Source organism: Gluconobacter aidae, from assembly GCF_009547075.1.
In the GTDB taxonomy this organism is placed as follows: domain Bacteria; phylum Pseudomonadota; class Alphaproteobacteria; order Acetobacterales; family Acetobacteraceae; genus Gluconobacter; species Gluconobacter aidae.
Window position 1 is genome coordinate 53,201 of sequence record NZ_WIPH01000011.1, and the last position, 23,071, is coordinate 76,271.

21 protein-coding genes are annotated in these 23,071 nt (G+C 61.7%); 8 read left to right on the top strand and 13 right to left on the bottom strand.

What is annotated here, in order from left to right:
- Positions 1-6 precede the first annotated feature (6 nt).
- The gene (locus GFJ39_RS06910; protein ID WP_153430645.1) at positions 7-831 is read right to left on the bottom strand and encodes an alpha/beta fold hydrolase; all 825 of its coding nucleotides are present in this window, start codon (positions 829-831) and stop codon (positions 7-9) included.
- A 64-nt stretch (positions 832-895) separates the two neighbouring features.
- Positions 896-1,315, bottom strand: coding sequence for a hypothetical protein (locus GFJ39_RS06915; protein WP_194285313.1), 420 nt, complete (start codon positions 1,313-1,315; stop codon positions 896-898).
- Positions 1,316-1,545: 230 nt separating this feature from the next.
- On the opposite strand from GFJ39_RS06915, the gene alkB reads away from it, so the two are divergent.
- The 5 genes from alkB to gltX all read left to right on the top strand — a co-directional run bounded on the left by alkB (position 1,546) and on the right by gltX (position 6,734).
- Complete coding sequence (gene alkB, locus GFJ39_RS06920; RefSeq protein WP_153430647.1) at positions 1,546-2,199, top strand: DNA oxidative demethylase AlkB; 654 nt, start codon at positions 1,546-1,548, stop codon at positions 2,197-2,199.
- Positions 2,200-2,246: 47 nt separating this feature from the next.
- Positions 2,247-3,638, top strand: a complete 1,392-nt coding sequence (locus tag GFJ39_RS06925) for a class II 3-deoxy-7-phosphoheptulonate synthase (protein ID WP_153430671.1) — start codon at positions 2,247-2,249, stop codon at positions 3,636-3,638.
- Positions 3,635-4,837, top strand: coding sequence for a nicotinate phosphoribosyltransferase (locus tag GFJ39_RS06930; RefSeq protein ID WP_153430648.1), 1,203 nt, complete (start codon positions 3,635-3,637; stop codon positions 4,835-4,837). Before GFJ39_RS06925 ends, GFJ39_RS06930 begins: the two co-directional genes overlap by 4 nt.
- Positions 4,834-5,298 (top strand): hypothetical protein, encoded by a 465-nt coding sequence (locus tag GFJ39_RS06935; RefSeq protein WP_153430649.1) that lies wholly within the window; start codon positions 4,834-4,836, stop codon positions 5,296-5,298. The genes GFJ39_RS06930 and GFJ39_RS06935 overlap by 4 nt, the downstream gene beginning before the upstream one ends.
- Before the next feature lie 101 nt (positions 5,299-5,399).
- Entirely contained in the window at positions 5,400-6,734 is a 1,335-nt protein-coding gene (gltX, locus tag GFJ39_RS06940; protein WP_153430650.1) for a glutamate--tRNA ligase, read from the top strand.
- A gap of 49 nt (positions 6,735-6,783) precedes the next feature.
- Here the strand turns inward: gltX and GFJ39_RS06945 are convergent, their stop codons facing one another.
- The 4 genes from GFJ39_RS06945 to cysS are packed head-to-tail and all read right to left on the bottom strand — an operon-like array spanning position 6,784 to position 10,804.
- Positions 6,784-7,668 (bottom strand): aldose 1-epimerase family protein, encoded by an 885-nt coding sequence (locus tag GFJ39_RS06945; RefSeq protein WP_153430651.1) that lies wholly within the window; start codon positions 7,666-7,668, stop codon positions 6,784-6,786.
- Positions 7,637-8,635, bottom strand: coding sequence for an ion channel (locus tag GFJ39_RS06950; protein WP_407645873.1), 999 nt, complete (start codon positions 8,633-8,635; stop codon positions 7,637-7,639). Before GFJ39_RS06950 ends, GFJ39_RS06945 begins: the two co-directional genes overlap by 32 nt.
- Before the next feature lie 31 nt (positions 8,636-8,666).
- Entirely contained in the window at positions 8,667-9,443 is a 777-nt protein-coding gene (locus GFJ39_RS06955) for an RNA methyltransferase (protein ID WP_062495949.1), read from the bottom strand.
- Between the two features lie 2 nt (positions 9,444-9,445).
- Positions 9,446-10,804, bottom strand: a complete 1,359-nt coding sequence (gene cysS, locus GFJ39_RS06960) for a cysteine--tRNA ligase (RefSeq protein ID WP_153430672.1) — start codon at positions 10,802-10,804, stop codon at positions 9,446-9,448.
- Between the two features lie 86 nt (positions 10,805-10,890).
- Here cysS and GFJ39_RS06965 point away from each other — a divergent pair, with 86 nt between their 5' ends.
- Complete coding sequence (locus tag GFJ39_RS06965) at positions 10,891-12,288, top strand: MATE family efflux transporter (RefSeq protein WP_153430653.1); 1,398 nt, start codon at positions 10,891-10,893, stop codon at positions 12,286-12,288.
- On the opposite strand, the gene GFJ39_RS06970 is transcribed toward GFJ39_RS06965, so the two are convergent.
- Together GFJ39_RS06970 and GFJ39_RS06975 are read right to left on the bottom strand one after the other, a co-directional pair.
- Positions 12,242-13,456 (bottom strand): MFS transporter, encoded by a 1,215-nt coding sequence (locus GFJ39_RS06970; protein ID WP_153430654.1) that lies wholly within the window; start codon positions 13,454-13,456, stop codon positions 12,242-12,244. The genes GFJ39_RS06965 and GFJ39_RS06970 overlap by 47 nt on opposite strands.
- Positions 13,457-13,555: 99 nt before the next feature.
- Positions 13,556-14,026: a BON domain-containing protein gene (locus GFJ39_RS06975; RefSeq protein WP_153430655.1), complete on the bottom strand. Its 471-nt coding sequence runs from the start codon at positions 14,024-14,026 to the stop codon at positions 13,556-13,558.
- A gap of 365 nt (positions 14,027-14,391) precedes the next feature.
- Between GFJ39_RS06975 and rpsD the strand changes: the two genes are divergently transcribed.
- Positions 14,392-15,009, top strand: coding sequence for a 30S ribosomal protein S4 (rpsD, locus tag GFJ39_RS06980; RefSeq protein ID WP_011253300.1), 618 nt, complete (start codon positions 14,392-14,394; stop codon positions 15,007-15,009).
- 166 nt (positions 15,010-15,175) lie between these two features.
- On the top strand, positions 15,176-16,723 hold the full coding sequence (locus tag GFJ39_RS06985) for a peptide chain release factor 3 (RefSeq protein WP_153430656.1): 1,548 nt from the start codon (positions 15,176-15,178) through the stop codon (positions 16,721-16,723).
- A gap of 38 nt (positions 16,724-16,761) precedes the next feature.
- On the opposite strand, the gene mtnK is transcribed toward GFJ39_RS06985, so the two are convergent.
- The 5 genes from mtnK to alaS form a co-directional block, all read right to left on the bottom strand.
- Complete coding sequence (mtnK, locus tag GFJ39_RS06990; RefSeq protein WP_153430657.1) at positions 16,762-17,949, bottom strand: S-methyl-5-thioribose kinase; 1,188 nt, start codon at positions 17,947-17,949, stop codon at positions 16,762-16,764.
- Positions 17,946-18,644 (bottom strand): NUDIX hydrolase, encoded by a 699-nt coding sequence (locus tag GFJ39_RS06995; protein WP_153430658.1) that lies wholly within the window; start codon positions 18,642-18,644, stop codon positions 17,946-17,948. Before GFJ39_RS06995 ends, mtnK begins: the two co-directional genes overlap by 4 nt.
- A gap of 72 nt (positions 18,645-18,716) precedes the next feature.
- Positions 18,717-19,559, bottom strand: a complete 843-nt coding sequence (locus tag GFJ39_RS07000) for an endonuclease/exonuclease/phosphatase family protein (RefSeq protein WP_153430659.1) — start codon at positions 19,557-19,559, stop codon at positions 18,717-18,719.
- A gap of 17 nt (positions 19,560-19,576) precedes the next feature.
- Entirely contained in the window at positions 19,577-20,260 is a 684-nt protein-coding gene (locus GFJ39_RS07005; RefSeq protein ID WP_153430673.1) for a carbonic anhydrase, read from the bottom strand.
- Positions 20,261-20,377: 117 nt separating this feature from the next.
- Complete coding sequence (alaS, locus tag GFJ39_RS07010) at positions 20,378-23,017, bottom strand: alanine--tRNA ligase (protein WP_153430660.1); 2,640 nt, start codon at positions 23,015-23,017, stop codon at positions 20,378-20,380.
- Between the last annotated feature and the right edge of the window lie 54 nt (positions 23,018-23,071).

The window sequence follows — 23,071 nt, forward strand, 5'->3', positions numbered from 1 at the left end:
CGCTCTTCAGGATGTGGCGAGGAACCGCAGCAGGTCCTCGTTCACCCGCTCGGCATGCGTCATGAACAGCCCGTGCGGGGCGCCGTCATAGGAAATCCACGTTGATCCCGGAATGGCCGCGGCGGCCTTCTCGCCGGCGATTCCTGCCGGGACAGCAGAGTCGGCCGTCCCGTGGATTACCAGTGTCGGGACCGTAAAGGCCTGAAGATCAGGGCGGAAATCCGTCATGCCCCAGGCATCCACGCAGTCCAGCGTCGCCATCAGGCTCGCCATGGACGCCAGCAGGAACGACCAGTCCAGCACGCCCTGGCTGACCGGATGATGCATCAGGCTGACACCGTAGAAATCGGGAATGAAATCTTTCAGGAAGCCGAAACGGTCCTGACGGATCTTCTGCTTGATCCCGTCGAACACGGAAATGTCCACGCCCTTGGGATTGTCTGGGGTTTTGAGCAGGAAGGGGACGACGGAAGACAGCAGGACCGTCTTGGAAATGCGTGACCGGCCATGGCGGCTCAGATATCGGGCGACTTCACCACCACCCATCGAGAAACCGACCAGCGTGGCATCCCACAGATCAATCTGCTCAAGGATGACCGCCAGATCATCCGCCAGCGTGTCGTAATCGTAGCAGTTGATCGGATGGCCCGACTGGCCAAAGCCGCGGCGGTCATAGGTGATGACACGATAACCCGCCTCCACCAGTGCCAGCGTCTGTTTTTCCCACATGTCCCCGGTAAGGGGCCATCCGTGGATCAGGACGACGGGCTTGCCTGCACCAATGTCCTTGATGTGGAGGCTCGTGCCATCAGTGGCGGTGATATACGGCATGGTTCTGATCCTCGTAGGAGTTCATACGAGGATCAGAACTTGTCGTCGGGACTTTGGTTGCGTCTTACCAGCCGTTTCCACGCGGGGCGACATAGCCGTTACCGGTTGCATCACCAAGCTGGCCGGACTGCGTGTTGTTGCTGCCTTGATAGGATGATCCGAACTTGGACAGGTTCGCACCAGTTACGGAATCGCGCTCCACACCGGCTTCGTGGTCCGGATCGGGACCATGCTCGAAATCGGTGGACGGCGTGTCGGAATAGCCCGGCGGCGGCTTGCGGTGACCGTGTGCCCGGAAATGTTCACCACCGGTCGTAGCCTGCGACTGGGCATCGGTCTGACCCTGGGCCTGTCCTGACTGCGCGGGCAATGTCGTGCCGGATGCGTAAGGCTGGCCGAAAGTCGCGGTCTGGGCCTGTGCCGCCCCTCCCAGCAGAGCGGTCGCCAGCAGGGCGTGGCAGAAGAAACGGGAAGAGGACAACATGTGATCCGGTCCTTGGTCGATCATGACAACAAGGCTGCCTTCCGGATGAAACGCGACGTCAGGCTCTGACATCCCCGGCAAGGCGGCATATCAGTCTATAATCGGCCCGCTTTCTCCCGTGTTCAAGACTTCTTTTCTTCTGGAACCGTTTCAGAGTCGCCCCATATCAAAAGACATGACGATATCAGTGCGGGATCAGTACGGGTTTTTCCGGTTCGGGGCGATGACTGATGGATGATCTTCTGACGTCCGTTCGTCCGCGAACCATCCTTGCCGAAGGTGCCGTGTGGCTGCCCGGCTTTGTCCTGTCCGAAGCGCAGGCGCTCCACCAGGCCATTGCGCAGGTCTCCGCACAGGCGCCTTTCCGCCATTTCCGCACCCGGATGGGTCCGATGTCGGCTGCGATGACATCGTGTGGCGCCTGTGGCTGGGTCGCCGATCCGTCCGGCTACCGCTATTCCCGAACCGATCCACAGACCGGTCAATCCTGGCCCGCCATGCCAGACGCACTTCGTCACCTTGCCGTCCTCGCGGCAGCCGAAGCGGGGTATGCGGCCTTCGATCCCGCGTCCTGCCTCATCAACCGCTACGGGCCCGGAGCGAAAATGGGCCTGCATGAGGACAGGGACGAGGGGATGCCAGAGGCCCCTGTTGTGTCGGTTTCCCTTGGCGTACCGGCCCGTTTTTCGTTCGGTGGCTTACGCCGGACGGACCCGAAACGCATCATCGAACTGCTCGATGGCGATGTGGTGGTGTGGGGTGGGGGCTCGCGGTTTGCGTGGCATGGGGTTTCGCCCATCCGCGAAACATTCCATCAGCAGACAGGTGCCATGCGATACAATCTGACGTTTCGCGCTATCAACGCCGCGCTTTTTCGGCCATAACCAGCGCCCCGCAACTTCTGCATTCACACTCATCCGGAGGGCATTTGATGCACCCCTCGAGCCAGACCCCGACGTCCACCAACACGATGTCCTGGTCTCCTGCAAGCTGGCGTTCCCGTCCCATCGTCCAGGCTCCATCCTATACGGATGAAGCGGCGCTTGCTGCTGTTGAAGCTCGTCTGCATCGATATCCACCGCTGGTTTTCGCGGGGGAGGCCCGTCGTCTCAAGACCCGTCTGGCCGCGGCGTCGCGTGGCGAGGCCTTCGTCCTTCAGGGCGGCGCCTGTGCCGAGAGCTTTGACGAATTCACCGCTGATATCGTGCGCGACACGTTCCGCGTCCTGCTCCAGATGGCGGTCGTGCTGACATTCGCCGCCAAGGTTCCGGTCGTGAAGATCGGGCGCATGGCCGGGCAGTATGCCAAGCCGCGCTCGTCCAATACCGAGACGGTCGATGGTGTGACGTTGCCCTGCTATCGCGGTGACATCATCAACGGCCCGGAGTTCACGCCCGAAGCCCGTATTCCCGATCCGCGCCGCATGGAGACCGGATATTTCCAGTCCGCCGGCGTGATGAACCTGCTCCGTGCTTTCGCGCATGGCGGTTACGCGAACCTGCATCAGGTCCATAGCTGGAATCTCGGCTTCGTGGAGCGCTCTCCGCTCGCCGCGCGCTATCAGGATCTGGCTCATCGTATCGACGAGACGCTTTCGTTCCTGCGGGCCTGCGGTTTTGACGGCTCGGCGTCGCAGATCGACGAGACGGAGTTCTACACGTCCCACGAAGCTCTGCTCCTGCCTTATGAGCAGGCCCTGACCCGCGTGGACAGCACGAGCGGCGATTACTACGACTGCTCGGCCCATTTCCTGTGGATCGGTGACCGCACCCGTCAGCCGGACGGCGCGCATGTCGAGTTCCTGCGCGGTGTGCAGAACCCGATCGGCATCAAGGTCGGGCCGACCACGACGGTGGCGGATCTCGAAAAGCTGCTCGAAATTCTCAATCCCGAGGATGAAGCCGGCCGCATCACGCTGATCTCGCGCATAGGCAAGGACAAGGTCCGCGATCACCTGCCGCCGTTGCTCGATGCCGTGAACCGCACCGGCCGCACCGTGACCTGGCTGTGCGATCCCATGCACGGCAACACCACGACCACGGCCAGCAAGATCAAGACGCGCTCCTTCGACAATATCCTGGGCGAGGTTCTCGGCTTCTTCGACGTGTTCGAGGCCGCAGGCCGTCGTCCGGGTGGCATCCATCTTGAAATGACGGGTCAGGACGTCACGGAATGCATTGGTGGCGCACAGTGTCTGACCGAGGCCGATCTGGGCGACCGCTATGAAACATTCTGTGATCCGCGCCTTAATGCGGAACAGTCACTTGAAATGGCCTTCCTTCTTGCTCAGGAATTGACGGGACGAGCAGGAAAGAAAGAATGACCGCTTCCGATCCCCAGAATACTCCTCAGGCCGCGCTCCGGCGCGCGCTTGGCACTCTCGGCCCGCTGGACGAGAAAACCATCGAAGCGCGGACGGACGCCTATTTCGGGCGAACGCGGCACATCGTGGAGCATTTCGGGGATTCCCGCGTCACCTATGCGGTGTTCATCCGTCGCCCGGTGATCGCGGCCTGCGGGCTGGTCGTTCAGTGGCTGAAGAATGTGGCGAAGGCCCAGGGCTTCGAACTGGACTGCCGGGAAATGTATGCCGAGGGCGAATGGGTCGGCGCGGGTGAGCCGCTGCTGTATCTGACGGGCAGCTTTATCCGTCTGGCCCCGCTGGAAACGCTGGTGCTCCAGCGGATCGGTGCGACCTGCGTGGCCGCCCATAACGCCTACCAGATGGCCATGGCCCTGCCGACCATCCCGTTTCTTGCCATGGATGCCCGGCACTGCGCGGGTTTCGAAATGCAGGAACAGATGGCTTATGCCGCAGGTATTGGCTCCCGCGCCGCGCAGAAAGAAGGGGCGCGCGGCTTCATCGGCAATGCCAATGATGCCACGGCCGGTTTCTTCGGCCTCGATGCCGGTCTGGGCACGATGCCCCATGCCCTGATCGGTTATGCAGGCTCCACGCTGCGCGCGGCGGAGATGTATGACGAGGTCTATCCGAACGATCCGCTAACGGTCCTGGTTGATTATTTCGGGCAGGAAATCACGGACGCGCTCGCCGTCTGCCATCGTTTCCCCGAACGCGCCGCGATGGGCCATCTGAGTGTCCGTCTGGACACGCATGGCGGGCGCTTCCTTGAAGGACTGGACCCCCAGACCTCATATGGGGTGCTTGAGCGTCATACACCCGGCACCATCCGCCGCTATCGTTCCGATCAGGAACTGCGCGATCTGGTGGGAACGGGTGTGTCGGCCGCAGCCATCTGGCGGATGCGCGAAGCTCTGGATCACGCCGGTTTCCACCATGTGAAAATCGTCGCATCCTCGGGCTTCAACGTCGCCAAATGCTCGACGATGCGGGACGCTCATGCCCCGATCGACGTGATCGGCAGCGGGTCCTTCATTCCCGACCGCTGGTCCGAAACCTATGCAACGGCTGACATCGTGGCCTATGACGGACAGCCCCGCGTCAAGCTCGGACGCGAGTTCCTGCTCCAGAAGGCCCGTGACAGCCAGGAGACATCATGACCGACGATACGATTGACCCTGTCGAAGGCGCACCCGAAAACGGCGCACAGCCGGGTTCGTGGAGCGTACGCATCATTGACCTTTCGGGTTCCTCGGAAGGCGAGGACGATACGGTCGAGGTCGTGAAAGACTTCATCGATCTGATGCACGCCAACGCCTATGCCCGTGCCTATGTCCGTGACAGCATCGAGCGCTGTCGCACACCAGGCGCGAGCAGCAAGGAAGTTCTCGAAAACTGGTTCGCGTTCGGCGAGAACGCCGAAGTGGTGGACGCTGGCGAAGACGGCTGGAAGTCGTCTACGGAACTTGAAGACTTCGCGGCCAGCCGCGCCACGCCGATGGAGCGTGACTGGCGCACCATTGATCCCCGCCGCCTCGTCGATGAGGAGGAAATCAATGGTCCGCCGGACGATGAAGACGACGAGGATGACGAAGACCGTCACGAAGTGATCCGTCACTGAACACCCGGTGCAGGGAAGGGGCATGCGCTCCTTCCTGTGCGCATGGCCCTTCATAAAAACCCGCTCTGGCAACGCGGCGCATCATGCGGCATTAAGGCGTCATGAAACTGCGCTTCGCTCCGTCCCCCACCGGTTACCTGCATGTTGGCAATGCGCGCCTTGCCGTCGCCAACTTCCTTTTCGCACGCCATAACGGCGCCAAGTTCCTGCTGCGGATCGACGATACCGATACCACCCGCGGCAAGCCCGAATATGAAGAAGCCATCGGCAAGGACCTGTCATGGCTGGGGCTGAAATGGGACGAGTATGTGCGCCAGTCCGAGCGTCTCGACCGTTATGCCGAAGTCATCGAAAAGCTGAAGGCGTCCGGCCGTCTTTATCCGTGCTTTGAGACGGAATACGAGCTGAACGCCAAGCGCGAAGCCCGCATCCGTGCCGGCAAGGCGCCGATCTATGATCGCGCCATGCTCAAGCTCACCGCCGACCAGCGCGCCCGCGCCGAAGCCAACGGCAAGACGCCGCACTGGCGCTTCCGTCTCAGCGATGGCAGCCGCAAGTGGCAGGACCTCGTCATGGACGAGTGCTCCGTCAAGCTGACGGCCATTTCCGATCCGGTTCTGGTGCGCGGGGACGACACGATTCTCTACACGCTGGCCTCCGTGATCGATGATCTGGACATGGGCATCACGCATATCGTCCGTGGTGAAGACCATGTGACCAATACGGGCGTGCAGATCGACATTGCCGAGGCGCTGGGTGCGAAGCCCAACCGTTTCACCTTCGCGCATCTGCCGCTTTTGCTGGATTCCGATGGCGGCAAGCTGTCCAAGCGGTTCGACTCCCTTGCGCTGAAGTCCCTGCGTCAGGACGGGCTGGAGCCGATGTCGATCGTCTCCTATCTCGCCCGCGTCGGTTCCTCGGATGATCCGCAGGTCATGACGATGGATGAGGCCATTGCGGCCTATGACATCTCGCATGTCTCAAAGTCGGCCGCGCGTTTCGACATGACGCAGCTTCTCGCCCTGAACCGGCGCGCGCTGCACAACCTGCCGTTCGAAGCCGCGAAGGCCCATCTTCCGCCTGAAGCCGACGAGACGTTCTGGAACGCGGTACGTGGAAATGTGGATCTCTCCGCCGAGATCCCGCACTGGTGGGATGTCGTGCATGGCACGATCGTTCCGCCGTCCCAGCCCGAAGACCGCGCCTTCCTTCAGCAGGCCCTCGACACCCTCCCGGCCGAGCCGTGGGGCGAAGAGACGTGGAAGGACTGGACCAACGCGCTCAAGGAGGCTTCGGGCCGCAAGGGGCGCACCCTCTTCATGCCCTTGCGTCTGGCCCTGACCGGTGAAGACGCGGGCCCGGAACTCCACGTCCTGCTCGGCCTGATGGGACGTGAGCGCACGGTCGCCCGTCTGTGGGATGCCATTCAGGCCTGAGCCTGTTTCTCCGTCGCGCCTGTTGAAAAACGCGACGGAACCGGTTTTTTCAGATCGCTTTGACGGACCAGAAGGCTGTCCAGCTTTCGCCCGGCTTCAGATGCAGCAGGCCGGGTTTTTCTGAAAAATCGCCTCGGAAGCCGACCGGCGTCGCATAGCCGTACCAGGGCTCGATACACAGGAAATCGGCTCCCGGTTTCGTCCACAGGCCAAGCTCTTTGAACCCGCCCCAGACGAACCGGATGCCATGTCCGTCAGGATCGACCATGTCCACGGACCGGCTTTCGGGCTTCTCCATGATGAGGGCGTCTTTTTCAAAAAGCGCATCCGTCAGCGCCAGGATATTGTCCCTGACCGGCGTGTGATGTTTTTCCGGCAGTAGCAGGCCGTCAGCGCCGATACGCCGAACGGGCAGGGGCTCATCATATTCAAAAACAAGTCTGTAGCTGTCTTTTGCCACGCCCTCCTTCAGCGGCCAGCGGAACGCAGGATGCGCGCCGAGTGAAGCATGGAGCGTGCTGGTATTGTCCGGATTATGCAGATGATACGAAACGCGCAGGGTATTGTTCTCGATCAGGTAAACCATCCGCAGCCGGAACGCGGACGGGAAGATCGCGCGGCTTTCGGCATCGTCCACCAATTCCAGCGTGCAGCCCTCGGGAGTTCGCGCGATCCAGCGGAAGACCCGCTCCCGCGCCAGACCGTGCTGTTTCAGGCTGACAGGCGCGCCATCAAGCGTGATCTCATGTTCGGGGAGTCTGCCAATGATCGGGAACAGGACCGGAGAATGTTTCGGCCACGCGGCTCCTGCATTCCAGAGCAGGTCGCCGTCTCCATTCCGCAGGGAAACCAGTTCGGCGCCATGACTTCTGACCGAAGCCGTCAGCCGGCCGGTTCCGAAGTCATGTGTGTCCTCCGTCACGGGATTCGTCATGGGGTGTCTCCTGTTCTGGTGCCTTGGGCGTATCACCCGGCTCGGTGGTATGGAAACGACGGAAATCGACTTCCACCCGGCCATCCGGACGATTCTGGATCATATCCGAAAAACGGTAGCCGTGTTTCACATGTCCGATCTCATAAGCGTGACGGGCAAAAATGGTTTGGGATGAGATTTCATCGGTTCCGTCCATCGTGATGATGATTTCCGCGTTCTGGCCGATCAGCGTCTCCGCGGTAAGGCCGTAAAGCGGGCTGTGGTCGTCGATCAGATGCGTCGCGTTCAGGCTGATCCGGAAGATCGGCATGTGGGATTGTACGAGCGTCAGCCGGTCGAACCGGCGCACCAGACGCCCGCGCTCATCGGGCATCAGCCGCGTCAGGGTCATTTCGATATTGGCCGAGAGGATCAGCGTGCGGCGCTGGTTGGCCAGGCGGATCGTCAGCGTCGGAATCACATCGTCATAGGAGACGACCGCCACATGGCTGAACAGCACCCGTGCGCGGGGACGGGAGAAACGGGCAAACACCAATCCCGTCGCCAGGGCATTGAGCATCATGCCGGCCAGAACTTCGAAAGAAACGATCGTGTTCGTCAGCCGCCCGACGGGGGCCATGGTGCCGTAACCGACAGTCGAAATGGTTTGCACGCTAAAGAAAACATCATCGAGGAAATCGCCATACGGGACACCGCTCACACTGTGCGGGATGACGTAATACATCAGCGCAAAGGCGACATTGATGATCAGATACAGACCCATGGATGCCCAGAAGAAGGCAAACCAGCTCATGGTCATCAGGGTATGGTAGAGGTCGCCGAAGACCCCGGCATCCAGGCCGGTCCGGATGATGTCGCTCCGACCGTTCTCTTCGAGAACATGGGCCCGGATCTTGTTGGCGGTCTCGACGACCGTTGCATGTGTTTCAGGATGGACTGGCACTCCAGGATCAGATCGGGGTTCCATCCGTTTCCTATGGCGCCAGTGGATCATGGGATCAGCTCCTGTTCCTGCGGGCGCTGCTCAGTTCGCTGACAACGCCGTGAAGGGTGCGAAGCTCCTGTTCCGTCACTTCGCCTCGGGTGAAGAAATGACGCAGATTCCGCACCATGCCGGGGCGTTTCTGCTCATTTCGAAGGAAATTCGTCTCGTCCAGATCGCGGATGAGATGGGACATGAAATTCTCCATCTCCCCCTTCGTCGCCACATGCGTCTCATTGGTCATGAGTTCGCGCGGCGGCGTCATGTCCTCGGTCAGGAACCACTCATAGGCCATGATGAGAACAGCCTGCGCGAGGTTGAGGGACATGAATTTCGGGTTGAGCGGATAGCGGACCAGCGTATCGGCGCGGGCCATGTCCTCGTTGTCCAGCCCGGCGCGTTCTGGCCCGAACAGAATGCCGGTGCGCAGACCGCGATTGGCCGCGACACGCAGTTCAGCCGCGGCTCCCCGTGCTGTCATGACCGGCTTGACCACATGGCGCGGTCGCGGACATGTCGCGAAAATGCGGTGCAGGTCCGCGACCGCATCATCTACGGTTTCAAATACCTGGGCCGCATCCAGAATCCGGTCCGCGCCCGAAGACGCATACCAGGCGCGTTCCTGCGGCCAGCCGTCACGCGGGGCCACGATCCGCAGATGGAACAGCCCGCCATTCGCCATGGCGCGCGCCGTCGTACCGATATTCTCGGCAAGCTGCGGGCGCACCAGGATCACGACCGGATCGAAATCTCCGATAGGGCCGATATTCGCCCCGCCGTCACGTCCGGTCATGGTTACGCCTTCCGCCATGTTGTGCCACCAGGGCCGTCTTCAAGGGTGATGCCATCAGCGGCGAGCTGCGCACGGATGGCATCGGCACGGGCGAAATCGCGGGACTTGCGGGCTGCAAGACGCTCTTCGATCAGCTTTTCGATGGCGCCGGCATCCACACCGGACTGGAACCACTCGGCAGGCGTGACATTGAACAGGCCCAGCAGCTTTCCTGCTGCCAGCAGGCTGGAGGCCGCGTCCTGATCGCCCTGCATGGCGGCATCCGCCAGCGGATGGAGCGCGGCAATGGCCAGCGGCGTGTTCAGGTCATCGCACAGAGCGTCCATGACCGCAGCGGAGACGGCAGCGCCGGGCTGTGCGTTTCCGCGTTCCAGTGCCCGGTACAGCCGGTCCAGAACCCGACGTGCTTCTTCAAGCTTCTCCCAGCTGAAATCCAGCGTGGAGCGATAATGCGCGCCCAGATAGAGCAGGCGCAGGGGCTCGGCCGGCGAGAGGTCCAGCACTTCGCGGATCGTGAAGAAATTGCCGAGCGATTTCGACATTTTCTCGCCGTTCGACAGCAGCATCCCGTTATGGACCCAGTGTGTGGCGAACTTGCCATGCGGATAGCAGCACATGGACTGCGCGCGCTCGTTCTCATGATGCGGGAACAGCAGATCGTCGCCGCCACCGTGAATATCGAAGCTTTCGCCCAGATAACGGTGAGACATGGCGGAGCATTCGATATGCCAGCCCGGACGACCGCGCCCGTATGGGCTGTCCCAGCCCGGCAGATCCGGCTCGGAGGGCTTCCACAGCACGAAATCGCCCGGATCACGTTTGTAGGGCGCGACCTCAACACGCGCACCCGCAATCATGTCATCCAGCGAGCGTCCGGAAAGCTCACCATAGGACGGGAAATTGCGCACCGCGAACAGGACATGCCCTTCGGCGACATAAGCATGGCCGTTTTCGACCAGACGCCCGATCATTTCCAGCATGTCGTCGATATGATGGGTCGCGCGCGGTTCGATATCGGGCGGCAGAATGAAGAGGGACGCGAGATCTTCATGAAAGGCCTGTGTCGTGCGCTCCGTCAGGGCGGAAATGTCCTCCCCGTTTTCCTTTGCGCGCGCGTTGATCTTGTCGTCCACGTCGGTCACGTTGCGGACATAGGTCACGCGCGGATATAGCGCCCGCAGCAGGCGGATGAGGACATCCGCGCACATCATGGCGCGCAGATTGCCCAGATGCGCGCGGTCATAGACGGTCGGTCCACAGAAATAGACGCGCACATTCTCAGAATCGAGGGGCGTGAACGGTCGCTTTTCGCGAAGATGGGTATCGTGCAGGCGGAGCACGTTTGCAGCAGGATCGGCCATATGCCGATCAATGCGCCAGCCTTGGTTCAGGTGCAACAGGCTTTGTTACTCTTGTCGGCAGGTTTGACGCCTGTAATAGGAAGGCCATGAGCAGTGCCCTTTCCAGCAATCCGCCGTCCGACCCGACAACCCCGCGTAGTCATGCTTTGGCGCTTGTCCGGATTGCGCTGCCCCTTGCCCTGTCGCAGCTCTCCGAAATGGCGATGGGGGTGACGGATACGGTTCTGCTCGGCGGTCTCGGGGTGACGGAACTCGCCATTGGCGGTCTGTCCAGTACGTTCTTCTTCACGACGATGGTGACGTTTCAGGCCGTTCTCGGCGGGGCAGGGGTGCTTCTGTCACATGGGCGCGGCGCTCAGGATCATGGCCGCATGTCCCATGACGGGCGCAGCGTCATGAGTGCGACACTCGCGCTCGCCATCGCGGTTTTCATTCCGTGTGCCCTGCTGCTGGCATTTTCGAAAACCATCTTCACTTCCATCGGCGAACCGGCGGAAGTCATCACGCATGGCAGCCGCTTCATCGACATCCTGCTGCTGTCGCTGCTGCCCGATCTGGCGATCATCGGGGTGCTGCGTGTCGCGCTGCCGGCGCTGGGTGCCGAGACGCTGCTGCTCTGGATCATGCCCGCCATGGCGATCTGCAATGGTCTGACAAATGCGGCGCTGATCCACGGCTGGGCGGGACTTCCGGCCATGGGGCTTTATGGTTCCGCAACGGCCACGACCCTGACAGGCTGGGTCGTCAGTTTTGCCCTGTTCGGTCTCTGCCTGACCCACGAGCGCGTCCGGGCGGTGCTGAAGCCCGCGCCCGTGCAGTGGGCTGTCATGAAGGATCTGCTGAAGCTGGGTGGCCCGATGATGATGGGCGCGGCAGCCGAAATCCTGATGTTCCAGATTACCAGCCTGCGCGCTGGCGAACTCGGGACACACAGTCTGGCCGCCCATCAGGTGGCGCTGAATATCAGTTCGCTGCTGTTCATGGTGTGTCTGGCCATCGGGCAGGCGACCAATGTCCGGGTGGCTTACTGGCGCGGTGCGGGACGGATGGATCAGAGCCGGCGTGCAGCCCTGACGGGCACGGGAATCGTCCTGATGTGGAGCCTCGCGACATCCTCGCTGCTGCTGATCTGGCCGGAAAAGATCCTGCCGCTGTATTTTTCGAATCGCGCGCCCGATCCCGAGACTACGGCGCTCGTGGTCATCCTGCTGCGGACCGCCGGGCTGTACCAGATCGTAGACGGCCTGCAATGTGTATTCAGCGGTGCCCTGCGGGGCTGCGGCGACGCCATTACACCCATGCTGATCGCTATAGCGAGCTACGGGCTGGTCGGACTGGTTTTCGGGGGGTGGCTGGCCTTCCACCAGCATGTCGGGGTGGAAGGTCTCTGGATCGGTATGGCGCTGGCGCTGGCCACGACCTGCGTGGCCTTCGGGATCAGGCTGCTGCGCGTGATGCGCAAGCCCGAGCCTGCCACATCGTAACTCCGTAGATCACCAGTCCCAGCGCCGAGAACAGCGCGCCGCCCCAGCCAACGGATCCCAGGCCGAGCCCTGAACTGACCAGCACCGCCCCCAGCCATGCCCCGAAGGCGTTGGCGAGATTGAACGCCGAGTGGTTGAGCGAGGCAGCGAGGGTCTGTGCGTCTCCCGCGACTTCCATCAGGCGGGTCTGGAGGGCAGGGGAAAGCATGATGATCCCGGCCGGAACCAGAAACGTGACCGGCAGCATGGCGTAGGGCGAGGGCAGCAGCAGCCAGAACCCCAGCATGAAAACAATGCTTCCCGTCAAAGAGACGATCACCGTCCGGTCGATGCTGCGGTCAACCATGGCTCCGCCAAACGCATTGCCTGCGACCATGCCCAGTCCCCACACGACCTGATAGACAGCCACCAGCCAGCCCGGCAGATGCGTCACCTGCGTCAGGCCAGTCGTCAGGAAGGTGTAGATCCCGAACAGCCCGCCAAATCCGACCGCACTGGTCAGCAGCGTCAGCAGAACCTGCGGGCGCTTGAAGGCGCCGAGTTCGGTTAATGCGGTTGCGCCCGGATGCGGCCTGTCGCGTGGTGCGAAGAACCAGATCCCCACAAAGCATACGGCGCCCAGAGCCGCGATCGTGCCATAGGCCACGCGCCATCCCACGTGATTGGCGGCATAGGTGGAGAGCGGAGATCCGATAACGGTCGAAATCATGATGCCCGACAGTACGCGGCCGACGGCCCGTCCGCGTCGGGCACGCTCGACCATCGACGCGCCGATCACGGCCGAAACACCAAAGAAAGCGCCGTGAGGCAGCCCTGTGATGAAGCGCATGAGTTCGATGCCCGCAAAGCTGGGCATGAGAATGCTGCCAGTGTTGCCCGCGATGAACAGACATAACAGGCAGAGCAGAAGAGTTCGACGCGGCAGGCGTGCGCCCATGACCGCAATCAGCGGGGCTCCGATGACGACGCCCATGGCATAGGCCGAAATCGCCCAGCTTGCCTGCGAAATGGTGATGTTCAGGGAACGGGAAAATTCCGGCAGCAGCCCCATCATGGCGAATTCGCCGGTGCCGATGGTGAATGTCGCCAGCATGAGGGACAGCATGGCCGGTCCGACACCGTGGGGCGGGCGTACCCGTTCGACGTCGAGAGGTTCGATGGAGTCCATAAGGAGAATTCCGGGAATGGAGGTCGGAATCGTCCTGCCAGTGCCGGATCGTGAAACGCGGTCGTGGCCCCCTCTCTCGGAGGAGCCACGACGAACACATCAGCTCTCGGTTGGCAGTCGGATGGTCTGACCCGGATAAATGTCATCCTTGGATGTGACAAGCGGTTGATTTGCATCAAGCAGCTCATCACCCGTGACATCCTGCGGCAGCTTCTGGGCGACCTCGTCCAGAGTCTTGCTGGTCTTGATCTCCAGAAACTCCGGATCGGGCGTGCCGGGTGGCACGGCAATCTCGGCCTCGACCGCGGAAACGCCCGCGACGTTGCCAGCCGCCAGGATCATCTGGTCACGTTCCTTGGCGCTTTCCGCCTTGCCACGCAGATAGATCGTGCGGTCATCGATCACCAGATGGGACATGTGCATCTGGGCGAGGCCAAATCTCTTGAAGGCACGCTTGATGACGCTTTCCCCGGGCTTGGGGGGCAGCGGCGCGTCAAGGGACTGGACCAGTCCTTCGAGGGAGCCTTCGCCGATACGGCCGGCCTTGGGGTTGAAGCGATAGATTTTCATACAGGAAACTCGAAAAAGCGTGTTGCTCCCCCAAGGAGCACTTCTTCAGAAGCACAGGGGGAGTTCCGGACCGTTAGCGCAGCAGGACATAAAGTGGTTGCGCATTTTCCGAACCCCCATTGCAAGAAAATCACAGGGCTCGCAAGCAGGTTTTGATTGACCCCGACCGGGGACTCCTGTAGGCGCGACGGCACAGCCGGAAACGTGGACGGACCGGCCGGACCATCAGTGCGGGATTCTGCGTCCCGTCGGCCCGGCATCTGGGTACGCGCCCGTCCTTTCCAATCCGGGGAAGGGCCTACCGGCACAACAAAACGGACCGCCATGCAGCATGGGGCGGTTCTGATGAGTACAGGGGTCAACCCATGTCCAAGCGTCTTGAGAGCAAGTACAAGATCAATCGCCGCCTCGGCGTCAACCTGTGGGGCCGTGCCAAGTCCCCGGTCAACCGTCGCGAATATGGCCCCGGCCAGCACGGTCAGCGCCGCAAGCAGAAGCCGTCCGACTTCTCCATCCAGCTGATGGCCAAGCAGAAGCTCAAGGGCTACTACGGCAACATCAGCGAGAAGCAGTTCCGCAAATATTATGACGAAGCCGTCCGTCGCAAGGGTGATACGTCCGAGAACCTGATCGGTCTGCTCGAGCGTCGTCTGGATGCCGTCGTGTACCGTCTGAAGTTCGCGATCACGCCGTTCGCTTCGCGTCAGTTCATCAGCCACGGCCACGTCACGGTCAACGGCAAGAAGGTGAACATCCCGTCCTACCTCGTGAAGGAAGGTGACGTCATCGAGGTTCGTGACTCCTCCAAGCAGCTCGCCATCGTGCTCGACGCTGTGCAGACAGGTGAGCGCGACACGCCGGAATACGTCGAAGTCGATCATCGCCAGATGAAGGGCACGTTCCTGCGGACCCCGGTTCTCTCCGATGTGCCGTACCCGGTGCAGATGGAACCGAACCTGGTCGTCGAGTTCTACTCCCGCTAATCCGATCCCGGGCCCTGCGGCCCGGATCAGAAAGCGACCGGAAAGCGCCGGGCGGGTCTCCCGTCCGGCGCTTCCTGTTTTCAGGCCCACCGCCCGGATGCGCGGCCAGTGTCGGTTTGCGACGTTCTGGCGCGGTTTCGGGCGTCCCGTTCCCATCGGAGTTCCCATGTCCGAAGCCCCCAGCGCGGAAATCAGCCGCGAGATCGCCCGTCGGCGTACCTTTGCCATCATTTCCCATCCGGATGCCGGTAAAACGACCCTGACCGAGCGTATCCTGCGTGCCGGTGGTGCCATCCAGATGGCAGGCAATGTCCGCGCCAAGGGCGAGCGCCGTCGGACCAAATCCGACTGGATGGGTATCGAGCGCGACCGTGGCATTTCCGTCGTGACCTCGGTCATGACCTTCGAATACGGCGACTGCGTCTTCAACCTGCTCGACACGCCGGGTCATGAAGACTTCTCCGAAGATACCTACCGTACCCTGACGGCCGTGGACTGCGCGGTCATGGTGATTGACGCGGCCAAGGGCATCGAGGACCGGACGCGCAAGCTGTTCGAGATCTGCCGTCTGCGTGACATTCCCATCGTCACCTTCATCAACAAGATGGACCGTGAGGCGCAGGACTGTTTCGCGCTGCTCGACGAGATCGCCAGCACGCTGGCCCTCGATACGTCCCCGGCGACCTGGCCGATCGGGCGAGCCGCAAAGTTCATCGGTACTTACGACCTGCGCACGAAGGAAGTGCACACCAAGGAACCTGTCGGCGAGGACGATCCCCGCATCATTCAGATGCGCGAGGAAGTCGAGCTTGCCGAAGCGGCACTGCCCGAGTTCGACCGGGAATCCTTCGATGCCGGTCATCTCTCCCCGGTGTTTTTCGGCTCGGCCATGAAGGAAATCGGCGTCACGGATCTGCTCGATGCGCTCGTCGCCTATGGCCCGGCCCCGCGCGCCCAGCAGACCGAGACCCGGGAAGTGAAGGCCAGCGAGGATCAGGTCACCGCGCTGGTGTTCAAGATCCAGGCCAACATGGACCCCAACCACCGCGACCGCATGGCGTTTGCCCGCGTCTGCTCCGGCCGTCTGACCCGTGGGATGCGCCTCAAACATGTCCGCACCGGCAAGCAGTTCGCCCTGCACACGCCACAGTTCTTCTTCGCCCGTGACCGCCAGCTTGCCGAAGAAGCATTCGGTGGAGACGTCGTGGGGATTCCGAACCACGGGACATTGCGGATTGGCGACACGCTGAGCGAGAATGAAGATCTGCGTTTCACTGGCGTGCCGCACTTTGCGCCTGAGATCCTGCGTCGTGTCCGCCTTGATGACGCGATGAAGGCCAAGAAGCTCCGTCAGGCTCTTGTGGAACTGGCGGAGGAGGGCGTCGTCCAGCTCTTCCGCCCGCAGGACGGTCTGTCGCCGATTGTGGGCGTGGTCGGGACGCTTCAGCTCGACGTGCTCCAGTCCCGGCTTCAGGGTGAGTACGGCGTGGCCATCGGCTTCGAGAGCACGCCCTATTCTCTGGCCCGCTGGATCACCGGCGACCGCGCCAAGATCGAGGCGTTTCAGGATCTGAACCGTTCCGCCATGGCCGACGATCTGGACGGCGATCCGGTTTTCCTCGCAACATCATCCTTCATGATGCGCCGGACCATTGAGATGAACCCCGATCTGGAGTTCCATGACATCAAGCAGATCGGCATGGCCTCGGTCTGAAACGGAAAAACCCCGCTCTGCAAGGAGCGGGGTTTTTCTTACAGCCCCATCAGGGAAAGAACGCTGTCGAAGGATCGGAGCGATGCGCCTTCGACAATCAGCGTACGCCCGATCTGAAGCGCCTTCTGTCGTGCGAGCAGACGCTCCTGTTCCGTGGTGCAGAGACCATAATCCGCCACCTGAGCAAATCCGACGGTCCGGCGGATTATCTCCAGTCCGCAGAACCCGGCCGTATCGCGCAGGATTTCGCTCAGGAAGGTTTCGATGAGGGCTGGTCGGGTATCGGGGCCGGACAGCGCCCACATATCTCCGCAGCCTGCCCGAAGGCCGGTTCGCAGTTCTTCGGAAAACTTCTGCCAGAAGGCCAGCATCTCTGCCCGAAGCGCAGCCATCTTGTGCGGGGCCGCGCAAAGATGCAGCGCCAGATTGCCCAGATAAAGCCCGCAGTCAAAGCCGATGGGACCCATCGTTGCGAACTCACCGTCAATGACCCGCACATCCGTGCCATCCAGCATGATGGAGCCCGTGTGCAGGTCCCCGTGCAGCAGGGCCTGCCGGGTTGTCAGAAAGCGGTCCTGAAGCCATCCGACGGCCTGATGCAGGATCTGGTCGGTCTGGAGCGCCTTCACATCATTTCGCAGACCTGCTTCCGGCTCCGGATTGCGGTCGCAGACACGATACGGGTCCGTCAGGATCAGGTCGACCGTAATGCGGGTGAGGGCGGTATTGCCGGAAAACTGTTCCAGCAGATGCGCGCCGGTCTCAAAGGGCTGACTGACCCAGCCCGTCGCCTGCACGGTGCGGGCGACATATGACCCGATCACGGCGGAAAACCCCGGAGCGGCCTGATCCGCGATCAGGGCCGAACGCAGCACGTCATGGTCCGTCAGGCATTCCATGACGAGCAGGAACAGGTTCGCATCATAAGCGAAAAGCTCCGGCATCAGCCCCGCAACCGCAGGGGCGACGGCCTGCATGTAGCGCGACTCATAAAGGGCGCGCTCCAGAGGCATCGGCCAGTCCGGCACCACGCGCACATGGGGGAGCGCCTGCTTGCAGCACAATGCTCCCGCCGGACCATTCACCAGGAACACCGTATTGAGATTGCCGTCACTGACCTCGCGAATGTCCCAGTCGGCAGCCGCGCCGCCCAGACGCTCTGAGAGGTCATGGTGCTGAGCCAGCCACCCCCGCAGGGCCGGGGCATCGAGAATATGGTAGGTCATCGGGTGTGCTCCAGCATGGCAGACAGGGTGGGGACGAGCCGTCCGGGCAGTTCCGTATCAGGCTGAAGCAGTTTCAGCGCCTGATATTCCGCATTGCCAAGACGGCGGCAACGCTCCTTCAGGGCTTCGAAATCCAGTATGGTGGTAAGATCCATTCCGATATCCACGATATGCGTCCGGGGATGTTCGCAGGCCAGAAGGCAGCCCCCGACCTGAGCATCCGCTTCCGTCAGACCCAGTTCCTCGTGACATTCCGCCAGAAGCTGGGCCGCCAGATCGATCTCCGCCTCGCCCGCGCGGCTTTCCACATTGCCCGCCGGAGCACCCTGCCAGTATCCGGGAAGATAGATGGAGTGTTCGGACCGCTGTCCGATCACGATCCCGTCCGGGGTCCGCAGCAGCCCCACAACCGCCAGCGGACGCAGCGTTTGCGGACCATAAAGATCCGGCTCTCGCATCTGGGCGAGAACCCGGCGGTATTCGGACCAGTGACCGCTGATGGCGTCAGGCCCGATGACATCCGCACAGAAAACGCGGCCGTTATACAGCGTGGGATGTATCGCAAGTGCTGCATCCCAGTGCGACGCCACGCGGGTTTCGAGATCCGGAGACAGCATCGGCATGGAACGCGCAACCTGCACGACGACGTCGGGTTTCAGAAGCGTTACAGGCCATTCTGACGGGGAAGGGAACATCTGACGCTCCGGACGAGATAGCGGAAAGGGGGCTCTTTCATGGACCGGAATATCCGGCCCCGCAACGTGCCGTCAGGGCATTTCAAGCCGGACCGAAACCGGACAGTGATCTGACAGTCCGGCAGGCACCGTATCATTCCTGTAGGTCATGACCCGCAGGCTGTCTGGCACCAGCCAGTCCCGAGCGGCATTTCCCAGCAGAATATGATCAATGAAATATTCCCCGCCCCAGCAGGGACTGGCCTTGCCTGCCGTCGTGAGCGTAACGGGCGTTTCGGCCTCGATCTGTCGCATCAGAGGATCGTGCAGCGTCAGACGGCGGTTGAAGTCACCCAGAACCGCATAGGGCTCGCCTTCATCCTGCCGCTCCAGCATCCAGTCCTGCACGATGCGGACCTGTTTATACAGTGTCGGGCAGGAATGCTGACGCTGGTTCAGAGGCTGGTCCCAGCATCCCGTCTTGAGATGGACCACCAGAAGACGAAGGGTCGCCTGACCGTCGCTGATGCTCACATCCAGCCCCCCCCGTAACTGGTGTGGAGCGTCCGGGCGCGCGACGTTCAGGTCGGAGACTTCATCATTGACCGTCACGCGCAGATCGCGACGCACGGCCACGCCCACCCGCTGAACCACTGGGTCTGGCGTCAGGATGATCTGATAGGTCCTGGAACTGAACACGCGGGATGCGGCGAGGGGGCCGTCCACTTCCTCAAATGCTACGATATCCGGGTTCAGATGCCGGGCATAGGCCGCGAGTTTCGAAAAATCGCGGTGCTCACCGCCTGGAACATCATCCGGCAAAGCCGGATCTCCAGACGGGCGCAGCGTCAGCCAGTCCATGTTCCAGGTCGAGAGTTTAACCGTATGGGCAGAAGAAAAACCTGTGCTGGCGGCAAAAATAAGCCCGGCCAGCATGGAGGCAACTGCCTGTTTCAGGCTGCCTGTCCTTCGGTGGTGCCTATTTCTTCAAGCACGCTTTCAACCGTGCGCGTCTTGCGCGTGCTCTCGTCGAGAATGAGGATCTCACCTTTGGGAATGTCGTAGAACCAGCCCTGAAGCTTCAGGACACCCTGTGCCAGCGCCCGGACGACGGTGGGATGCGTCCGCAGATGCACGAGCTGAAGCAGCACGTTGTATTCGGCGAGGGAGCGGATGTCTTCCGGCCCTGCATCCTCGGCCTTCAGATCGCCCAGGGCCGCGCGCGCGGCTTCACCATGACGCATCCAGCTCTTGACCGTCGGCAGATTGTCCAGCTTCGGCGAGTTCAGATCCATCAGCGCGCCCATGGCGCCACAGTTGGAGTGACCGCAGATGATGACGTTCTTCACCTTGAGTGCGCCAACCGCGTATTCAATGGCGGACGACACCCCACCCAGCATCTCGCCATAGGCCGGCACGATGTTGCCGACATTGCGCACGATGAAGAGTTCGCCAGGCTCCGTCTGGGTAATGAGACTGGGGCTGATCCGGCTGTCGGCGCAGGTAATGAACAGGGTGGACGGAGACTGGCTGGAGGCCAGACTCTCGAACAGTTCCGCATTCTCCGGATAGACGTCCGTTTCGAATTTCCGGACGCCGCCCAGCAGTTTCGCCAGAGTATCACGACCACAGGCCATGGTGTTCTCCTTCATCTTGAACTACCGGGCAGTTAGAAGGCTTTGTCAGGACAGGTAAAGCATGATTTCGGTCAACCCATGCTTTGTAACCGCCCTGACATACCATGACGTGTTTTCTTATGCGGCTTCCAGTGTCTTGCGCAGCATTGCAAATACCGCCTCCGAGTCCGCATCCGGACCACCGGCCTGCGCCATGTCCGGACGGCCACCACCGCCCTTGCCACCCATCAGGGCCGAAGCGTCGCGCACCAGCTTGACCGCATCCAGACGGTCCGTCAGGTCCCTGGTCACGGCGATCACGATGCTGCCGCGGCCATCCGCACTGGACATCAGCGCCACGACGCCGGACCCGATCTGTCTGGAAATGCTCTCTGCCAGACCCTTGAGTTCCTTCGGGCTGACATCACCCAGATCACGCGCCGAAAGTGTGATGCCATTGATGCTTTCCGTGGCACTCGTGCCTTCGCCGGTCGCGAGTTTGCGCTGAAGATCGGAGACCTGAGCTGTCAGGGACTTGCGTTCTTCCAGAAGTGCCGCCACGCGGGAGGCGGCATCAGCGACCGGAACCTTGAGCAGATCCGCAATCTGCTTCAGACGGCCCTCGGTTTCCAGCGCCAGTGCTTCGGCAGCCAGACCACAGACAGCCTCGATCCGACGCACGCCAGCCGAGACGCCGCTTTCCGAGACGATCCGGAACGGCCCGATCTCACCAACGCGCCCGACATGCGTGCCACCGCAAAGCTCGATGGAATAGGCCGGGCGATCATCGTCGCCCTTGCCCATCGACACCACGCGGACCTCATCGCCGTACTTCTCGCCGAACAGCGCCATGGCGCCTTCCGCCACGGCTTCGTCCTGCGTCATCAGATGCGTTTCGACCGGGGCATTCTCGCGGATGCGGGCGTTGACCTCGGCCTCGACCGCCGCCAGTTCCTCATCCGTCAGCGGACGCGGCTGGCTGATATCGAAGCGCAGACGCTCCGGCGCATTCAGGCTGCCTTTCTGCGTGACATGCGTGCCGATCTGCCGACGCAGGGCCTCATGCAGCAGGTGGGTGGCGGAGTGATGGCCACGCACCGCCGTGCGACGCGCGTGATCGATCTCGGCATGAACCGCCATGCCTGGCTTCAGTGTGCCTTCGACGACCTTGCCGTAATGCACGATCAGATCGCCATTGCGCTTCTGCGTATCGGTGATCTCAACGCGCACGCCCGGAGCCGTCAGCGTCCCGTGATCGCCGACCTGACCGCCGCTTTCGCCATAGAACGGCGTCTGGTTCAGCAGGATCGCAACAGTGTCGTCACCAGCCCGCGCCTCGGCAAGTTCGTCATTGCCTCGAAAGATCCCCTGGACTTCCGCATCGGCCTTTTCGGACACATAACCGAGGAACTCGCTCGGGCCATGTTTGTCGCGTGCGTCGAACCACACCGTTTCAGCCGCGGCATCGCCCGAGCCGACCCAGGCCGCACGCGCACGCTTGCGCTGCTCGGCCATGGCGGTCTCGAAACCGGCCTCATCCACCGTGCGGCCCTTCTCACGCAGAGCATCCTGCGTCAGATCCAGCGGGAAACCGAACGTGTCATAGAGCTTGAACGCCACGTCACCCGGAAGGGCTTCCTTGTCGCCGAGACGGTCCAGTTCGTCGGAGAGCAGAGTCAGACCACGCTCCAGCAGAGCGGTGAAGCGTTCTTCCTCGCCCTTCATCGTCTGTGCAATCAGGGCCTGATGCTGGACGAGTTCCGGATAGGCCGCGCCCATCTGCTGGATCAGCGCGGGAAGGAGGCGATAGAATACCGGTTCCTTCGCGCCCATGATGTGCAGATGACGCATGGCGCGGCGCATGATGCGGCGCAGCACATAGCCGCGCCCTTCCTTGGACGGCAGCACGCCATCAGCGATCAGGAATGCGGTAGAGCGCAGATGATCGGCCACAACGCGATGGCTGGCCTTGAACGGGCCATCGGCGTTCTGGTGCATGATTTCGGCCGAAGCCTCGATCAGCGCGCGCATCGTATCGGTGTCGTAGTTGTCACGCTTGCCCTGCATGATCGCGGCAAAACGCTCCAGACCCATGCCCGTGTCGATCGACGGGCGGGGCAGGGCATCGCGCGAGCCATCCGGCTGGTCGAGGAACTGCATGAACACGAGGTTCCAGATTTCGACGAAGCGGTCACCGTCCTCATCCGGACTTCCCGGAGGACCACCGAATACACTGTCGCCATGATCGTAGAAGATCTCGGAGCACGGACCACACGGGCCCGTATCACCCATGCGCCAGAAATTGTCGGAGGTGCCGATGCGGATGATCCGGTCGTCGGACAGGCCGGCGATCTTCTTCCACAGATCCGCAGCATCCTCGTCTTCCGCATAGACGGTAGCGAGCAGCCTGTCTTTCGGAAGACCGAAATCGCGCGTCAGCAGCGTCCAGGCGAATTCGATGGCTTCAGGCTTGAAGTAATCCCCGAAGCTGAAATTACCCATCATTTCAAAGAACGTGTGATGGCGCGCCGTGTACCCGACATTGTCGAGATCGTTATGCTTGCCACCCGCGCGCACGACCTTCTGTGCCGTGGTGGCGCGGGAGTAGGGACGTGTTTCCTGACCGGTGAAAACGTTCTTGAACGGCACCATGCCAGCATTGGTGAACAGCAGTGTCGGGTCGTTCTGCGGCACCAGGGATGCCGAAGGAACGATGCGGTGGCCCTGCGAACCAAAGTATTCGAGAAAGGCCGATCTGATATCGTTGGTGCTGGTCATGATGAGGGAGTGTCAGTTCCGGGAAAACAGGGAAATAATCTGTCTGTCCTTAGA

Coding starts and splice junctions, on each gene's coding strand:
- GFJ39_RS06910 (WP_153430645.1), bottom strand. CDS start 831: ATGCCGTATATCACCGCCACTGATGGCACGAGCCTCCACATCAAGGAC.
- GFJ39_RS06915 (WP_194285313.1), bottom strand. CDS start 1,315: ATGTTGTCCTCTTCCCGTTTCTTCTGCCACGCCCTGCTGGCGACCGCT.
- alkB (WP_153430647.1), top strand. CDS start 1,546: ATGGATGATCTTCTGACGTCCGTTCGTCCGCGAACCATCCTTGCCGAA.
- GFJ39_RS06925 (WP_153430671.1), top strand. CDS start 2,247: ATGCACCCCTCGAGCCAGACCCCGACGTCCACCAACACGATGTCCTGG.
- GFJ39_RS06930 (WP_153430648.1), top strand. CDS start 3,635: ATGACCGCTTCCGATCCCCAGAATACTCCTCAGGCCGCGCTCCGGCGC.
- GFJ39_RS06935 (WP_153430649.1), top strand. CDS start 4,834: ATGACCGACGATACGATTGACCCTGTCGAAGGCGCACCCGAAAACGGC.
- gltX (WP_153430650.1), top strand. CDS start 5,400: ATGAAACTGCGCTTCGCTCCGTCCCCCACCGGTTACCTGCATGTTGGC.
- GFJ39_RS06945 (WP_153430651.1), bottom strand. CDS start 7,668: ATGACGAATCCCGTGACGGAGGACACACATGACTTCGGAACCGGCCGG.
- GFJ39_RS06950 (WP_407645873.1), bottom strand. CDS start 8,635: ATGGAACCCCGATCTGATCCTGGAGTGCCAGTCCATCCTGAAACACAT.
- GFJ39_RS06955 (WP_062495949.1), bottom strand. CDS start 9,443: ATGACCGGACGTGACGGCGGGGCGAATATCGGCCCTATCGGAGATTTC.
- cysS (WP_153430672.1), bottom strand. CDS start 10,804: ATGGCCGATCCTGCTGCAAACGTGCTCCGCCTGCACGATACCCATCTT.
- GFJ39_RS06965 (WP_153430653.1), top strand. CDS start 10,891: ATGAGCAGTGCCCTTTCCAGCAATCCGCCGTCCGACCCGACAACCCCG.
- GFJ39_RS06970 (WP_153430654.1), bottom strand. CDS start 13,456: ATGGACTCCATCGAACCTCTCGACGTCGAACGGGTACGCCCGCCCCAC.
- GFJ39_RS06975 (WP_153430655.1), bottom strand. CDS start 14,026: ATGAAAATCTATCGCTTCAACCCCAAGGCCGGCCGTATCGGCGAAGGC.
- rpsD (WP_011253300.1), top strand. CDS start 14,392: ATGTCCAAGCGTCTTGAGAGCAAGTACAAGATCAATCGCCGCCTCGGC.
- GFJ39_RS06985 (WP_153430656.1), top strand. CDS start 15,176: ATGTCCGAAGCCCCCAGCGCGGAAATCAGCCGCGAGATCGCCCGTCGG.
- mtnK (WP_153430657.1), bottom strand. CDS start 17,949: ATGACCTACCATATTCTCGATGCCCCGGCCCTGCGGGGGTGGCTGGCT.
- GFJ39_RS06995 (WP_153430658.1), bottom strand. CDS start 18,644: ATGTTCCCTTCCCCGTCAGAATGGCCTGTAACGCTTCTGAAACCCGAC.
- GFJ39_RS07000 (WP_153430659.1), bottom strand. CDS start 19,559: ATGCTGGCCGGGCTTATTTTTGCCGCCAGCACAGGTTTTTCTTCTGCC.
- GFJ39_RS07005 (WP_153430673.1), bottom strand. CDS start 20,260: ATGGCCTGTGGTCGTGATACTCTGGCGAAACTGCTGGGCGGCGTCCGG.
- alaS (WP_153430660.1), bottom strand. CDS start 23,017: ATGACCAGCACCAACGATATCAGATCGGCCTTTCTCGAATACTTTGGT.